The organism is Paraburkholderia sp. BL21I4N1 (assembly GCF_002973525.1).
In the GTDB taxonomy this organism is placed as follows: Bacteria; Pseudomonadota; Gammaproteobacteria; order Burkholderiales; family Burkholderiaceae; genus Paraburkholderia.
Genome location: NZ_PVEN01000020.1, coordinates 1 through 15029, shown reverse-complemented (window position 1 = coordinate 15029; position 15029 = coordinate 1). Strand labels below are relative to the sequence as shown.

13 protein-coding genes are annotated in these 15029 nt (G+C 64.5%); 12 read left to right on the top strand and 1 reads right to left on the bottom strand.

Annotated features, from left to right (window positions below; genetic code table 11):
* The first annotated feature begins 125 nt into the window (after positions 1–125).
* The 11 genes from B0G83_RS32595 to B0G83_RS32545 all read left to right on the top strand — a co-directional run bounded on the left by B0G83_RS32595 (position 126) and on the right by B0G83_RS32545 (position 12555).
* The gene (locus tag B0G83_RS32595; RefSeq protein ID WP_105511453.1) at positions 126–1616 is read left to right on the top strand and encodes an aldehyde dehydrogenase; all 1491 of its coding nucleotides are present in this window, start codon (positions 126–128) and stop codon (positions 1614–1616) included.
* A 216-nt stretch (positions 1617–1832) separates the two neighbouring features.
* Complete coding sequence (locus B0G83_RS32590; protein ID WP_105511452.1) at positions 1833–2501, top strand: haloacid dehalogenase type II; 669 nt, start codon at positions 1833–1835, stop codon at positions 2499–2501.
* A 66-nt stretch (positions 2502–2567) separates the two neighbouring features.
* Complete coding sequence (locus B0G83_RS32585) at positions 2568–3842, top strand: FAD-binding oxidoreductase (RefSeq protein WP_105511451.1); 1275 nt, start codon at positions 2568–2570, stop codon at positions 3840–3842.
* An 81-nt stretch (positions 3843–3923) separates the two neighbouring features.
* Positions 3924–5540, top strand: coding sequence for an ABC transporter substrate-binding protein (locus B0G83_RS32580; RefSeq protein ID WP_105511450.1), 1617 nt, complete (start codon positions 3924–3926; stop codon positions 5538–5540).
* 37 nt (positions 5541–5577) lie between these two features.
* Positions 5578–6531 (top strand): ABC transporter permease, encoded by a 954-nt coding sequence (locus B0G83_RS32575; protein WP_105511449.1) that lies wholly within the window; start codon positions 5578–5580, stop codon positions 6529–6531.
* Positions 6528–7478 (top strand): ABC transporter permease, encoded by a 951-nt coding sequence (locus tag B0G83_RS32570; protein ID WP_105511448.1) that lies wholly within the window; start codon positions 6528–6530, stop codon positions 7476–7478. Before B0G83_RS32575 ends, B0G83_RS32570 begins: the two co-directional genes overlap by 4 nt.
* Positions 7478–9322 (top strand): ABC transporter ATP-binding protein, encoded by a 1845-nt coding sequence (locus tag B0G83_RS32565; protein ID WP_105511447.1) that lies wholly within the window; start codon positions 7478–7480, stop codon positions 9320–9322. The genes B0G83_RS32570 and B0G83_RS32565 overlap by 1 nt, the downstream gene beginning before the upstream one ends.
* Complete coding sequence (locus B0G83_RS32560; protein ID WP_105511446.1) at positions 9319–9633, top strand: (2Fe-2S)-binding protein; 315 nt, start codon at positions 9319–9321, stop codon at positions 9631–9633. Before B0G83_RS32565 ends, B0G83_RS32560 begins: the two co-directional genes overlap by 4 nt.
* Positions 9618–10988 (top strand): NAD(P)/FAD-dependent oxidoreductase, encoded by a 1371-nt coding sequence (locus B0G83_RS32555; protein ID WP_105511445.1) that lies wholly within the window; start codon positions 9618–9620, stop codon positions 10986–10988. Before B0G83_RS32560 ends, B0G83_RS32555 begins: the two co-directional genes overlap by 16 nt.
* Complete coding sequence (locus B0G83_RS32550) at positions 10985–12166, top strand: FAD-binding oxidoreductase (RefSeq protein WP_105511444.1); 1182 nt, start codon at positions 10985–10987, stop codon at positions 12164–12166. Before B0G83_RS32555 ends, B0G83_RS32550 begins: the two co-directional genes overlap by 4 nt.
* Positions 12163–12555, top strand: coding sequence for an AraC family transcriptional regulator (locus B0G83_RS32545; RefSeq protein ID WP_105511443.1), 393 nt, complete (start codon positions 12163–12165; stop codon positions 12553–12555). The genes B0G83_RS32550 and B0G83_RS32545 overlap by 4 nt, the downstream gene beginning before the upstream one ends.
* On the opposite strand, the gene prpR is transcribed toward B0G83_RS32545, so the two are convergent.
* A complete protein-coding gene (gene prpR / locus B0G83_RS32540) occupies positions 12512–14485 on the bottom strand; it encodes a propionate catabolism operon regulatory protein PrpR (RefSeq protein WP_105511442.1) in 1974 nt (657 codons plus the stop codon). The genes B0G83_RS32545 and prpR overlap by 44 nt on opposite strands.
* Positions 14486–14708: 223 nt before the next feature.
* On the opposite strand from prpR, the gene B0G83_RS32535 reads away from it, so the two are divergent.
* A partial coding sequence (locus tag B0G83_RS32535) for a citrate/2-methylcitrate synthase (RefSeq protein WP_308701535.1) occupies positions 14709–15029 on the top strand: 321 nt, incomplete at its 3' end.

Here is a 15029-nt window from a genome sequence, read left to right as displayed (position 1 = left end):
TCTGCTGTGCGGCGATTTTTGTCGGCGACATATGCCAGGCGCGCGGCTCTACGATTTTGTCATGGCGGCGGCGTGATGAAGGCCGGCCGCGCGGACCCTCCAGCCAGTCACACAGGACCTCTCTCATGAACAGCTTCAATCCGAACGACGTCGCGATTCGCAGCGGGCATTTCATCGGCGGCGAGTATGTGGATGGCAACGAGCGCGACGGCGCGCACCGCATGGAGGTTGCACGCCCTTCGGACGGCGTGATCTATGCGTCTATTCCGCTCGCCGATGCCGCGCTGGTGGACCGCGCGGTCGAGAACGCCTGGCAGGCCTTCCGGCACAGCGGCTGGGCGCGCATGGCGCCGCGCGATCGCGCAAAGATCCTGCGCCGTTTCGCCGACCTGGTCGAAGCCGATGCGCCGACCCTCGGCCGCCTCGAAGCACTGGGTTCGACGCGTCCAATCGCTCAGGCGGTCGGTTGGGACGTGCCGTTCACCGCCGAGGGCATGCGCTTTTACGCGGAGTTCGCCGACAAGCTGGGCGGTGAGGTGGCAGCCACCGATCACGATCATCTGGGCATGACGATCGCCGAACCTTATGGCGTGATCGGCGCGATCGCACCGTGGAATTTCCCGCTGGTCATGGCATCGTGGAAGATCGCCCCCGCGCTGGCGGCGGGCAACGCAGTGGTGCTGAAACCGTCGGAGATGACGCCGTTCTCGGTGCTGCGCCTCGCCGAACTGGCGGTCCAGGCGGGCGTGCCGGCCGGCATTTTCAACGTGATTCAGGGCGATGGCCGCGTAGCCGGCGACCAGCTCGTGCGCCACCCAAGAATCGGCAAGGTCACGTTCACGGGCTCCACGCGCACCGGCGCCGCGATCATGACAGCGTGTGCCCAAAGCGGCACCAAACCGGTCACGCTGGAACTGGGCGGCAAGAGCCCGCAAATCGTCTTCGCCGACGCGCCGCGTCTGGACGACGTGGCGCGCCGGATTGCCGGCTCGATTACCGGCAATGCCGGTCAGGTGTGCGTGACGGGATCGCGGCTGCTGGTTCAGCGGGGCCTTGCCGATGAGTTGGCCGAGCGCATCGGCAAACTCTTCGCCGAACTGAAACCCGGCGCGACGTGGGCCGCGGATACGACGCTTTCGCCGATCATCTCCGCGCCGCAGGCGGCACGTATCGAGGCAATCGTCGGACGTACGCTGGAAGCGGGCGCGACGCTGCGCTATGGCGGCACGCGCGTCGACGGCGGCGCGCACGGGGCGTTCTATTCGCCGACCTTGCTCGCGGACGTCACGCCGCATTCCGAGGCCGTACGCGAGGAAATCTTCGGTCCCGTGCTGACGCTGCAAACCTTCGACACCGAAGAAGAAGCGCTCGCGCTCGCCCAGCATCCCGACTACGGGCTCGCCGCCGGTGTGCATACGGCAGACCTCGGCCGGGCGCTGCGCTTCGTGCGCGGCCTTGAAGCGGGCACGGTGTGGGTCAACCGGTACGGACGCAGCGCCGATTTCATGATTCCGACGGGCGGCTACAAGCGCTCGGGTATCGGCAAGGACCTCGGCCGCCAAGCCTATGAGGCCAACCTGCGTTTCAAAAGCGTGCTGATCGACCTGCGACCTTGAGCACGCGCAAACCCATAACCAGCAAGGCTTTCAGGCCGAACGCCGCATTCTGTGCTGTCCAGCGGCCCAAAAACGCATGGTTTGTGTCACCAGCAGCACCCGAATCAGAAACATCTATGTTTTTGCGCTGATTAAATCTTTAACAGCGCTGAGCTTTCCACTGTTTTCGTCAATGAGCTCGCTGCGAGTTCACCACCTCGATAGGACTGCATCATCATGATCGAATTCGAACCGAAGTACATCACCTTCGACTGCTACGGCACGCTGACCAAATTCCGCATGGCCGACATGACGCGCGAAATGTTCGGCCACCTGCTGAGCGGCGAGGATCTGGAAAAGCTCGTCGCGTTTTATGCGGGCTATCGCCGCGACGAAGTGCTCGGCGCATGGAAGCCGTATCGCGACGTGGTCGTCAACGCGTTGCGCCGTGCCTGCAAACGCATGAGCGTCGAGTTCAACGAAGTGGAAGCCGAAAAGATCTATACGGCCGTGCCGACCTGGGGCCCGCATCCCGACGTGCCGGAAGGTCTCGCGCGTCTGGCGAAAAAGTACAAGCTGGTGATTCTGTCTAACGCTTCGAACAACCAGATTCAAAGCAACGTCGACAAGCTCGGCGCGCCGTTCCACAAAGTCTTTACCGCGGAACAGGCGCAATCGTACAAGCCGCGCATGCAAGGCTTCGAATACATGTTCGATCAGCTGGACTGCAATCCGGAAGACGTGCTGCATGTGTCGTCGAGCTTGCGTTACGACCTGATGACCGCGCATGACCTCGGCATCAAGCACAAGGCCTTCGTCAAGCGCGGCCATGAACCGTCCACGCCGTACTACCAGTACTACGAGGTCAACGACATTCCGCATCTGGCCGCGGAACTCGGTCTGTAAGCGCGGCTCGCACGCGCTGAAAACCCCAGGCCGCCTCGCTCATTGCCCCACTCAAGGACAGACCGGATGAAGCTCGATTCCTATTGGCTCGACACCGCGCCGCCGCTGTTGTCGGCGTGTGAAGGCCCGGTCGACGGCCAGGCCGATGTGCTGGTGATCGGCGGCGGCTTCACCGGACTGTCGGCGGCGCAGGCGCTGGGCAAGCGCGGCGCGGCCGTGACCGTGGTGGACGCGGGACGGATCGGCGGCGGTGCGTCCGGGCGCAACGGCGGGCAGGTCAATACCGGCGTTGCGCAGGATTTCGTCGCGCTGGTCGCGCAACTCGGGGTCGAGCGGGCCAGTGCGTGTTATCGCGCGTTTTCGGATGCGGTCGACACAGTCGAGCGGCTGATTCGCGAGGAGAACATCGACTGCAACTACGTCGCGAACGGCAAGCTGAAGCTGGCATCGAAACCGCATCATCTCGCGCATCTGGAGAAGACGGCCGAGATGATTCGCCGCGAAGTCGATACGGATATCGAACTGATCGGCCGCGAACGGATTCGCAGCGAAGTTCAATCGGACAGTTTTCATGGCGGCCTGTTGCAACGGCACGGCGGCCAGATGCATATGGGCAAGTTCACCGTCGGCCTCGCCGATGCCGCCGTGCGGCGTGGCGCGAAGCTGTATGAGAACGCGGCGGTCAGCGCGATCGTGAAGGACGGCAGCGGTTATCGCGTCACCACCGCGCGCGGCGAAGTGCGCGCGAAGCAGGTGCTGATCGCGACGGGTCCGTCGCGGCATGGTCCGTTCGGCTGGTATCGGCGTCGTATCGCGCCGATCGGCTCGTTCATCGTCGTGACGGAGCCGTTGCCGCCGGCCTTGCTTCAGCAGGTGTTGCCGAAGCAGCGCGCGTACACCACCACGCGGCTGATGCACAACTACTTCCGCGTGACGCCCGACTCGCGTCTGCTGTTCGGCGGCCGCGCGCGTTTCACGGCGTCCGAACAACCGTCGGATGCGAAGAGCGGACGGATTCTGCGGGACGGTCTCGTCGCGATGTTTCCGCAACTGGCGAGCGCGCGCATCGACTATTGCTGGGGCGGTCTGGTCGACATGAGCGCCGACCGTCTGCCGCATGCCGGACAGCATGACGGCGTCTATTTCTCGATGGGCTATAGCGGCCATGGTACGCAGATGTCGACGCACATGGGCCAGGTGATGGCCGACGTGATGGACGGGCACGACGAGCAGAACCCTTGGCGCGAGACCGAATGGCCGGCGATTCCAGGCCACACCGGTAAGCCGTGGTTTCTGCCGTTGGTGGGCACGTACTACCGCATCAAGGATATTTTTTACTGAGTTCCCGTTGTCGTATCAGGCAATCAAAACCACACAGCCGCACCCACAATTCAACCTCGCTTACCCTCGCGGAGATGTTCGATGAATAAGGAAAACTCGCAACACGGCGTGCTTCAACTCGACACGAGTCTGGAGCGTTTGACCGCCAGGGGAGCCTCGCGGCGTGACGTGCTGCGCGCGATGGCCGCGGCCGGCATGATGTCCGTGACGGGCGCCGGCCTGTTGTCCGCGAGCGGCGCGGCCCTCGCGCAGGCGAAGCCGAAGCAGGGCGGCAAGATCCGGGTGGCGACGCAATCGGCCTCCGCCGCCGACACGCTCGATCCCGCGAAGGGCGCGCTCGGCACCGACTATGTGCGGGGCTTCATGTTCTACAACGGGCTGACCGAACTCGACTCGCACCTCGGCGCGAAGATGGCGCTGGCCACTTCGCTGGACACAAAAGACGCGATCGTGTGGGTCGTGAAGCTGCGCACGGGGGTGCAGTTCCACGACGGCAAGGCGCTCGCGCCGGCCGACGTCGTCTACTCGATCATGCGTCACAAGGACCCGGCCACGGCCTCGAAGGCAAAGACGCTGGCGGACCAGATCAAGGAAGTGAAGGCCACCGGCCCGAACGAAGTGACCATCACGCTGGAAGGCGCGAATGCCGACCTGCCGGTGATTCTCGCGACCTCGCACTTCCTCATCATCAAGGACGGCACCAAGGATTTCAAAACCGCGATCGGCACCGGTCCGTTCAAGGTCAAGGAGTTCTCGCCGGGCGTACGCACGGTCGGTACGAAGAATGAGAAGTACTGGAAGCCGGGCATGCCGCATCTGGACGAAATCGAGCTGATCGGTATCGGCGACGAATCGGCGCGCGTGAATGCGCTGCTTTCCGGCGACGTGCAGTTGATCAACTCGGTGAGCCCGCGTTCGACCGCGCAGATCAAGAGCGCCGGCGGCCACTCGGTACTGGAAACGAAGACCGGCGAATATACCGATCTGATCGTGCGCGACGAAAACGGTATTACCGGTAACGACGATTTTCGGCGCGGCATGATGTATCTGCAGAATCGCGATCAGATTCGTCAGGCGATTTTTCAGGGCTACGGTGCGATCGGCAACGATCAGCCGATCGATCCGACCAACAAGTACTACCTGGCCGGTTTGCCGCAGCGCGGCTTCGATCCGGACAAGGCGAAGTTCTACTTCCAGAAGGCGAAGGTAGGCAGCGCGCCGATCCAGATTTACGCGTCGCCGGCTGCCGAAGGTTCGGTCGAAATGGCCATGCTGCTACAGCAGGCCGCGCCGCAAGCGGGCCTGAATCTGCAAGTGACGCGCGTGCCGGCGGACGGCTACTGGTCGAACCATTGGATGAAGCATCCGCTCGGCTACGGCTCGGTGAATGCGCGCCCGAGCGCGGACGTGATCTTCACGCAGTTCTTCAAGTCCGACGCGCCGTGGAACGAAGCGAACTGGAAGAGCGCGAAGTTCGATCAGATGCTGGTCGCCGCCCGCGGCGAACCCGACGACGCCAAGCGCAAGAAGATTTACGGCGACATGCAGGTGCTGGTGCACGACAACGGCGGCATTGGCATTCCGTTGTTTCAGAGCTCGCTCGACGCGTACACGAACAAGCTCAAGGGCCTCGGCTCGATTCCGCTGGCCGGGTTGATGGGTTTCATGTTTGCGGAAAACGTCTGGCTCGAAAGTTGAGCCCGATAGGTCCTGCTGCTATAGGAGGCGACTTTCAATGAAAGCTCATGCGCAACGTCTTATCGCCGCGCGCCTCGGCCTTGCGCTGCTCACGTTGCTGCTGGTGTCGGCGGTCGTCTTCGCCATTACCGGGCTGCTGCCGGGCGACGCGGCCCAGCAGGCGCTCGGTCAGGCGGCGACGCCCGAGGCCGTCGCCGCGTTGCGGCATCAGTTCGGGCTCGATCAGCCGGCGCTGCAACGCTACGTCGAATGGCTGGTACAGGTGGTCACCGGCAATTTCGGCACCTCGATGTCGAACAATCTGCCCGTCAGCCAGCTGATCGCGACGCGTCTGCCGAACTCGCTGGTCCTCGCCGGTCTCACGGCGCTGGTCTCGGTGCCGCTCGCGTTGACGATCGGCATTGCGTCGGCCATGTTTCGTGGCTCGCTGCTCGACCGTACGCTCAACGTGCTGACGCTGTCGACCGTGGCAGTGCCGGAATTCCTGATCGCGACCGTCGCGGTGTTGATCTTCGCCGTGAAGCTGCGCTGGCTGCCGGCGCTGTCGTATCTGTCGGAAGTGCATTCGTTCGGTGCGTTGCTGCGTATCTACGCGATGCCGGTCATGACGTTGTGCTGCGTGCTCGTCGCGCAGATGGCGCGCATGACGCGCGCCGCCGTGCTCGATCAGCTCAATTCGTCGTACGTGGAAATGGCGGTGCTCAAGGGCGCCTCGCCGGTGCGGGTGGTGTGGCGGCATGTGTTGCCGAACACGGTCGGGCCGATTGCCAACGCGGTGGCGCTGAGTCTGTCGTATCTGTTCGGCGGCGTGGTGATCGTCGAGTCGATCTTCAACTATCCCGGCCTTGCGAGCCTGATGGTCGATGCAGTCACTAATCGCGACATGCCGCTCGTACAGGGCTGCGTGATGGTGTTCTGCGCGGCGTATCTCGCTCTCGTGCTGATCGCCGATCTGTGCCAAATCGTTTCCAACCCGAGGCTACGTCGATGATGAGCCAACCTACCAATCCTCACCACGTTCCCCACGCGGGCACGGAGCTGTACGACGTACAGCGCGACGAACTGGTCGCCGAGCCCGCACCCGTCGAAACGGCCGCGTTGAAGCAGGGCGTGTTCAAGCGGCTTGTGCAGCGTTTTTCCGTGCTCGGGCTGATCGGCCTGACGATGGTCGTGTTCTGGCTGCTGGTCGCCTTCGTCGGACCGCTGGTCGCGCCGTACAAAGGCGGCGCGCTGACGTCGACGGAAATTTTCGGGCGGTATAGCGCGGCGTATCCGCTCGGTACCGACTATCTGGGCCGCGATATGCTGAGCCGGATTCTCTATGGCGCGCGCTACACGGTCGGGCTCGCGCTGGCCGCCGCGGTGCTGGCCAGCGTGATCGGCACGTTCTTCGGTTTGCTGGCCGCGGTGTCCGGCCGCTGGGTCGATGAAATCGTCAGCCGTCTGTTCGACGCGCTTATTTCGATTCCGAGCAAGGTGCTCGCGCTGGTGGTGATCGCCGCGTTCGGTTCGTCGATCCCGATGCTGACCACGGTCGCGGCATTGGCCTACATTCCCGGCGCATTCCGCATTTCGCGCTCGCTCGCGGTGAACCTGATGGGCCTCGAATACGTGCAGGTAGCGCGGGCTCGCGGCGAAGGGATTTTCTATATCGCGCGGGTCGAGGTACTGCCGAACATGATTCATCCGATGCTCGCGGATTTCGGCTTGCGCTTCGTGTTCATCGTGCTGTTGCTCAGCGGGCTCAGTTTTCTCGGGCTCGGCGTGCAGCCGCCGAATGCCGATTGGGGATCGCTGGTGCGCGAGAACATCGGCGGCTTGTCGGAAGGCGCGCCCGCTGTGTTGATGCCGGCCGTCGCGATTGCGACGCTGACGATCGGCATGAATCTGCTGATCGACAATTTGCGGCGTCGCGGCCGTAGCCATGGAGGTGCGTGATGGCCGAACGGGACATGATTGAAGTCAGAGGCCTGCGCGTCGTCGCCGGTGCGGCGCCGGGAGCGGTGACGGAGATCGTCAAGGGTATCGATTTTTCGGTGAAGCAGGGCGAAGTGCTCGCGCTGATCGGCGAGTCCGGCTCGGGCAAGACGACCATCGCGTTGGCGCTGCTCGGCTATGCGCGCGCGGGCTGCTCGATCAGCGGCGGCTCGGTGTGCATCGGCGGGCTCGACGTGTTGTCGCTCGACGCGAAAGGACGCCGCGCGTTGCGCGCGCGTACGGTGGCTTACGTCGCGCAGAGCGCGGCGGCGGGTTTTAATCCGGCGCGCACGATCATGGATCAGGTCACCGAGCCGGCACTGCTGCATCAGTTGATGACGAAAGAGGCGGCGCGGGTCAAAGCGATCGGCCTGTTCCGCGCGCTGGCGTTGCCCGCGCCGGAGACGATCGGCGAGCGTTATCCGCACCAGGTGTCGGGCGGCCAGTTGCAGCGCCTGATGGCCGCGATGGCGTTAATCACCGATCCGGCCGTGGTGGTATTCGACGAACCGACGACCGCGCTGGACGTGACCACGCAGATCGAAGTGCTCGCGGCCTTCAAGAAGGTAGTGCGCGAGTTGGGCACGACGGCCGTGTACGTGTCGCACGATCTGGCGGTGGTCGCGCAGATGGCGGACCGCATCGTCGTTCTGAACGGCGGCGCGGTGAAGGAAAACGGCGCGGTCGCGCAAGTGCTCGATGCGCCCGTGGATGCATACACGCGCCAATTGCTGGCGGCGACACGTCGCCCGGAACTCGAATTGGAAACGCCGCTCGACCCCGGCAAACATGTGCCGCCGTTGCTGGAAATTCGCGGGCTGTCGGCGGGTTATGGGCGCATCGACCGGTTCGGTTCTCCTGCCGTACGTGTGCTCGACGACGTCAGCCTGTCGATTCCGCGCGGCAGCACGCTCGGTGTGATCGGCGAATCCGGCTCGGGAAAGACGACGCTGGCACGGGTGGTGGCGGGTTTGGTAGACCGTGCGAGCGGCGAGGTGTTGTTCAACGGCAAGCCGTTGCCCGCGCAACTGTCGCGGCGCACGCCGGAGCAGTACCGGCAGATTCAGATCGTGTTCCAGAACGCGGATACGGCGCTAAACCCGAGTCATTCGATTGCCGACATTCTCGGCCGGCCGCTCGCGTTTTACCACCATCTGCGCGGCTCGGACGCGAAGAAGAGGATGCTGGCGCTGCTCGATCTGGTGAAACTGCCGGCTTCGATCGCCACGCGCACGCCGGCCGGTTTGTCCGGCGGTCAGAAGCAGCGCGTGAATCTGGCGCGCGCGCTCGCCGCCGATCCCGCGTTGATTCTGTGCGACGAAGTCACCTCCGCGCTCGACACGGTGGTCGGCGCGGCGATCCTCGATCTGCTGGCCGAATTGCGGCGCGAACTGGGCGTGTCGTACATGTTCATCAGCCACGATATTTCGACCGTGCGCGCGATCTGCGACGACGTGATCGTGCTGTACGCGGGGCATCGCGTGGAAGCGGGGCAGCGCAACATGCTTGCGGCGCCTCCGTATCACCCCTACACGGGTTTGCTGGTCGATTCGGTGCCGGTGTTGAAGCCGGGTTGGCTCGACGCGCGTCGCGGGATCGTTGCCAGTGCGTTGCCGGCCATGGGCGAGAGTGCCGATATCGCCGAGCTGTGCGCGTTCCGCGCGCGTTGTCCGGTGCGGATCGACGGCATATGCAACATGACGCCGCCGTCGCTGAAGAAGCTGCCTTGCGGCGCGGAGATTCTTTGCCACCATCCCGCCTCCGAACTGAACCGCTTGCAAACCCTGGAGACGATCCCGGCATGAACGGACGATTTGTACGGCTCGCGGAAACCGGCCGCCGCACCTTCGCGATCACCGTGGACGGCGTGGCGCGAGAAGCGGCCGAGGGCGACACGCTAATGGTCGCGCTGTTGACCGGTACGACCAGCTTGCGCGATTCCGAATTCGGGGACGGACGTCGCGCCGGTTTCTGCCTGATGGGCGCATGCCAGGATTGCTGGGTGTGGACGGCGCAAGGCGAGCGCGTGCGCGCATGCAGCACGCCCGCCGCGCCCGGCATGTCGATCGTCACGAAGCTGGCGGAAGCCGGGGAGGGCGTATGGCCGCGCGGATAGTGGTGATCGGCGGCGGGCCGGCGGGCGTGCGCGCCGCCCAGGCACTGGTCGACGCGGGGCTGCGGCCGACCGTGATCGACGAAGGGCGGCGCGACGGCGGGCAGATTTATCGGCGGCAACCGGAAGGGTTTTCGCGCAGCTACGAGACCTTGTACGGCACCGAGGCCGAGCGTGCCGCTTCGTTGCACCAGAGCTTCGATGCGTTGAAGAGCAAGATCGACTATCTACCGGATACGCTGGTGTGGAATATCTCGCCGAATGCCGTGCATCTGGCGAGCGGCACGTCCTACCGGACGCTGCCGTTCGACGCGCTGATCGTTTGTAGCGGCGCGACCGATCGGCTGATGCCGGTGAAGGGCTGGCATCAGGCGGGCACGTATAGCCTCGGTGGCGCGCAGGTCGCGTTGAAATCGCAGGCCTGCGCGATCGGCTCGCGTGTCGTGATGATGGGCAGCGGACCGTTGCTGTATCTCGTGGCTGCGCAGTACGTGAAGGCCGGCGCACAGGTTGCGGCGGTGCTCGATACGTCGACGTTCATGCAGCGCTTGGCCGCATTGCCGAAGTTGCTGGCGATGCCCGCTGCTTTGAAGAAGGGCATCGCGTTGACGCGTGTGCTGGCCAAAGCAAACGTGCCGGTTCATCGCGGCGTGCAGCCGATCGAGATCAAAGGCTCGCCGCAACGCGGCGTGAGCGGTGTGGAAATTGCGCTGCCCGGCGGCGCGCGCCTCGAGTTCGCGTGCGATGCCGTCGCGCTGGGCTATCACTTGCGTCCCGAGACGCAACTCGCGGATCTAGCAGGGTGCCGCTTTGTATTCGACGACGCCGCGCAGCAGTGGCTTCCGCAAATCGACACCGACGGCCGCAGCAGCATCCAAGGCATTTATCTGGCGGGCGATGGCGCAAGAGTACGCGGCGCGGACGCCGCCGAACGCTCGGGCCGTTTGGCCGCGTTGGCGGCGTTGCAGGATCTCGGTACGCCGGTCGAAGGCGTCGAGCGCCTGCGCGCTGAACTCGCGCGCTTCACGCGCTTCGCTACGGGACTACGAGAAGCGTTTCCGTGGCCGGCGAAGTTCGCCGCTTCGTTGCCGGATGAAACGATCGTCTGCCGCTGCGAAGCCATCACGGCCGGCGAATTGCGCCGCGTCGTGCATGCGAACGGCGCGCAGGAAGCCAATCGCGCGAAGGCGTTTTCGCGGGTCGGCATGGGCCGCTGCCAGGGGCGTTATTGTGCTCATGCGGGTGCTGAAATTATCGCTGCGGCGGCCTGCGTGCCGTTGTCTTCGGTAGGCAGGTTGCGCGGCCAGGCGCCGGTCAAACCGCTGCCCGTGGCGCTAGTCGAAGAGGTGAGCGAATGAGTGCGACTTCCTCCGGTAAGGGCGGCGAAGCCGACGTGATCGTGATCGGCGGCGGCATCATGGGGACCACGACGGCGTTCTTTCTGCGCCAGCGCAACCGTTCGGTGATTCTGCTCGAACGCGGTCTCACGGGACAGCAGGCGAGCGGCGTGAATTTCGGCGGGATTCGCCGGCAAGGTCGCTCGTTGCCGCAACTCGCGATGTCGAATCGCGCGCTGCGTACGTGGCAGCGTTCGGCGGACCTGCTCGGTGAGGACATCGAGTTTCTGCCGGTGGGTCATACGCGGGTGTGTTATCACCAGAAAGACGTCGAGCATTTCGATCAATACGCGATCGATGCGCGGGCCCACGGTCTCGACCTCGAAGTGCTGCACGGCGAGGCCTTGTTCAAGCGTTATCCGTTTCTCGGCCGCGAAGTGTTGGCGGCGTCGATTTCGCCGCTCGACGGTCACGCGAACCCGCGACTCGCGGCGCCCGCATTTGGCCGCGCGGCGGCGCGGCTCGGCGCGCGGATCGTCGAGAACACGGAGATTGTTCGCGTCGAGAAAGACGGCGCACGCTTTCGCGTGGAGAGCGCACGCGGCGACGTGTATTGGGCGGCGCAACTCGTGATCTGCGCGGGCGCGTGGGCCACCCGTTTGACTGAGCAATTCGGTGAAACGGTTCCGCTCGTCGTAAGCGGCCCGCAGATGTGTGTGACCGAGCCGGTACCGTATGTGTTCAGGTCGTCGATCGGCGTCTACACGTCGATCAAGGAGGAGAGCATTTATTTCCGGCAGATTCCGCGCGGCAACATCGTCGTGGGTGGCGGGCCGCCTGGGCCGGCGGACGCCGTGACGTGCCGCGCCTCGGTGCTGCCGGTCAATACCGTGCGTCAGCTCAGGCAAATGCGCCGGATCGTGCCCGCGCTCGCGCCGCTGCATGTGATTCGCGTGTGGAGTGGCGTGGAAAGCTATCTACCCGACAGCGAGCCGGTGATCGGTCCGAGCAGTCAGGTGGATGGCTTGTTTTACGCGTTCGGTTTTTGCGGTTCGGGGTTTCAGATCGGTCCGGGTGTTGGCGAGACGATGGCGGAACTGGTTGGAACGGGCCGCACCGAGATTCCACTCGACACGTTTTCCATTCAGCGATTCGCCGCGAGACAGGCGGCGGTCAGTTCAAGCACGGTGATGTCATGACCCAGTCGCTCGGGCTTAACGCCGCGCGGGCGTTTATCGAAGCGCACTTCGACGAACCCGTGACGCTCGCGCAACTCGCGGCGCTCTCCGCGTTGAGCGTGTCGCGTTTTGCGACGGCGTTCCGGCAGCAGTATGGTTCGTCGCCGTATCGGTATCTGTGCGGCTTACGGATTCAGCGCGCGCAGATGTTGTTGCTCGAAGGCGTGCCGGGCTCGGTGGTGGCGACCGAGGTCGGTTTCTTCGATCAGAGTCATTTTGGGCGGCATTTCAAGCGGTGTTGTGGAATGACGCCGAGCATGTTTATCGAGCGCGCCGGGGCGAATGCGGCGAAGCGTGCCGTGGCCGTTACTGCGCCGCGTTCAGCTTCCGCCATAACGTCGTCTTGCTGATACCGAGTGCGGCGCACACCGCGTCGCGGTCGCCGCCGTGGGTGACGAGCGCCGCGCGGATTTCATCCGCTTCCACGTGACGGCTGCGTTCGCGTAGCGTGAGCGCCGATTTTTTCGCGCGCGATTGAGGCTCGACTGTGATTTCCGGCGCGACGGTGCGCAGTATGTCGCGGGAGAGGGTGGCGCCGCTCTGAAGCGCGTCTGTTTCTATCTCCGTGTCGGCATCGGCGAGTTCCACCGCAAGCCGCTCGATCACGTTCTGCAATTCGCGTACATTGCCCGGCCACGGGTAGTGCCGCAATGCGTCGCCGAGACCTTCGAGCACCCGTTCCGCCGCCGCTGCGTCCGGCAGGCGTGCCGTGAGCCTCGGTTCACGCGTGGCGGCCTGCAATAGCAGCTCGACGGCGAGCGGCAGCAGGTCGGTAGGACGCTCGCGCAGCGGTGGCAGCGCGATGCTCAGAATGTTCAGCCGGTAGTAGAGGTCCGCGCGGAAACGGCCCGCCGCGATGCCCTCCGTCAACGCACGATGCGTTGCCGCGACGACGCGAATATCGACCCGCGTCGGCTCCGTCGAACCCAGCCGCACCACCTCGCGCTCCTGCAGCACGCGCAGCAACCGGCTCTGCAACGACAGCGGCATTTCGCCGATCTCATCGAGAAACAGCGTGCCTCGGTGCGCCACTTCGATTAACCCCGCTTTGCCGCCCTTGCGCGCGCCGGTGAACGCGCCTTCCTCATAGCCGAACAATTCGCTTTCCAGCAAGGCCTCGGGAAACGCGCCGCAATTGATCGCGACGAACGCGAAATCGCGCCGCGCGCTCAACTGATGCATGCTCTGCGCAACCATTTCCTTGCCCGTGCCGCTTTCGCCGAGAATCAGAACGGTGGCGTCCGAGCGCGCATAACGCTGGACCAGCCTGCGTACCCGTTCGATCGATGCGGACGCGCCGACGATATCGTCGAGCCGGTAGCGCGCGCTGAACTGCTGCACGCGCTGCCGCGAGCGCAACGTGCGGTCGAGCCGTTCGACCGCACGCGATTCCTGAAACGTCAGCACCGTGCCCGCCGCCGCCCCGCTGCTCGCCAGCGGCCCGCGATGCACGACGTAGCTCGCACCGCGCACCGTGCAGAACGCGTCGCCGTCCGCCTCCGGCAGACTGCCGGCGAGATCCGGTGCGAGTTCGAGCAGCACGCGGCCCACGGCGCGCGCCGCGTCGATGCCGAGCAGGCTGGCGAGGCGCTGGTTCATCGCTTCGACTCGCCCTTGCGCGTCGAGTGCGACCACGCCGTCGCGCAGATGTTGCAGCAGATTGTCGAGTCGTTGACGACGCACCGTTTCGCGGCGCGTGGCTTGCGCGACTTCGAGCGCGGTGTCGAAGGCGGCGCGTATCGACGCGCGCGAATAGAGGAACACCGCGCCCATGCCGGCGTTCGCCGCGAGATCGGTGGCGAGGCCGGGACCGACCAGCATGTCGATGCCGCGATCGCGCAGATCGAGCACGACGCTTTCCGCATCCTGCGCGGATTGATACGACGCCAACGTGACGTCGAGCGCGTAGGCGCTCACGAAGCGTCGCACTTCATCCGGCGTATTGCCGTGCGTGACGAGCGCCACCTTCGCACCGTCGCGCCGCGCGCGAGCGAGCGCATGCATCACATCGAAGCCGGTCGGGCTGATCTGCACGACCGGCACGGAGACGCGGGTTTTCAGGTACGCGCCGTTGGAGCCGCCCGCGATCACGACATCGGGACGGCCGGTGCCCGCGGCTTCGATCTCGCGCACCGCGTCTTCGAAACCATGCGAGACGATGCGTAAATCCGCGCGCTCTACGTATTCGCCGGCGATGTCGAAAAACAGATCGCGCAGGCGGCTGATGCTGAGCGCCCAGATACGAGGGCGCTGGCCGGGTTCGAAAAGCGGTGTGCTCAAGGTGAGGTGCTCGCAGCGGACTTGGGAGGTCCGGCTATTATGCGCCCGCCCATTTCCAATTTGAAATTTTCATTTCATTTATGAAATGTCTCGCGGATGGCACCAGGCGGCGGTCTTTTGTTAAATCAGTCACTTAGCGTAGCCTTCCACGCCTGGCCCGTTCTTTGCATTTCAGGCTGCAGTCAAAGTCAAAAGCACCCCCAATGCATCTGGAGACATATTCATGAGCGAAGCAGACAACAGCACGCCGGCCGCAGGCGCATTCAAGCCGAAGAAATCCGTCGCGCTGTCAGGCGTGACGGCGGGCAACACGGCGCTGTGCACCGTCGGCAAGACCGGCAACGACCTGCATTACCGTGGCTACGACATTCTCGACATCGCCGGCGCGTGCGAATTCGAAGAGATCGCTTATCTCTTGGTCCACGAAAAGCTGCCGACTCAGGCCGAGTTGACCGCTTACAAAACGAAGCTCAAGGGCATGCGCGGCCTGCCCGCGAACGTGAAAGCCGCGCTCGAATGGATTCCCGCCGCCGCGCACCCGATG

What these genes read in the sequence shown, in the direction of transcription:
- B0G83_RS32595 (WP_105511453.1), top strand. Translation starts at nt 126, where the DNA reads ATGAACAGCTTCAATCCGAACGACGTCGCGATTCGCAGCGGGCATTTC.
- B0G83_RS32590 (WP_105511452.1), top strand. Translation starts at nt 1,833, where the DNA reads ATGATCGAATTCGAACCGAAGTACATCACCTTCGACTGCTACGGCACG.
- B0G83_RS32585 (WP_105511451.1), top strand. Translation starts at nt 2,568, where the DNA reads ATGAAGCTCGATTCCTATTGGCTCGACACCGCGCCGCCGCTGTTGTCG.
- B0G83_RS32580 (WP_105511450.1), top strand. Translation starts at nt 3,924, where the DNA reads ATGAATAAGGAAAACTCGCAACACGGCGTGCTTCAACTCGACACGAGT.
- B0G83_RS32575 (WP_105511449.1), top strand. Translation starts at nt 5,578, where the DNA reads ATGAAAGCTCATGCGCAACGTCTTATCGCCGCGCGCCTCGGCCTTGCG.
- B0G83_RS32570 (WP_105511448.1), top strand. Translation starts at nt 6,528, where the DNA reads ATGATGAGCCAACCTACCAATCCTCACCACGTTCCCCACGCGGGCACG.
- B0G83_RS32565 (WP_105511447.1), top strand. Translation starts at nt 7,478, where the DNA reads ATGGCCGAACGGGACATGATTGAAGTCAGAGGCCTGCGCGTCGTCGCC.
- B0G83_RS32560 (WP_105511446.1), top strand. Translation starts at nt 9,319, where the DNA reads ATGAACGGACGATTTGTACGGCTCGCGGAAACCGGCCGCCGCACCTTC.
- B0G83_RS32555 (WP_105511445.1), top strand. Translation starts at nt 9,618, where the DNA reads ATGGCCGCGCGGATAGTGGTGATCGGCGGCGGGCCGGCGGGCGTGCGC.
- B0G83_RS32550 (WP_105511444.1), top strand. Translation starts at nt 10,985, where the DNA reads ATGAGTGCGACTTCCTCCGGTAAGGGCGGCGAAGCCGACGTGATCGTG.
- B0G83_RS32545 (WP_105511443.1), top strand. Translation starts at nt 12,163, where the DNA reads ATGACCCAGTCGCTCGGGCTTAACGCCGCGCGGGCGTTTATCGAAGCG.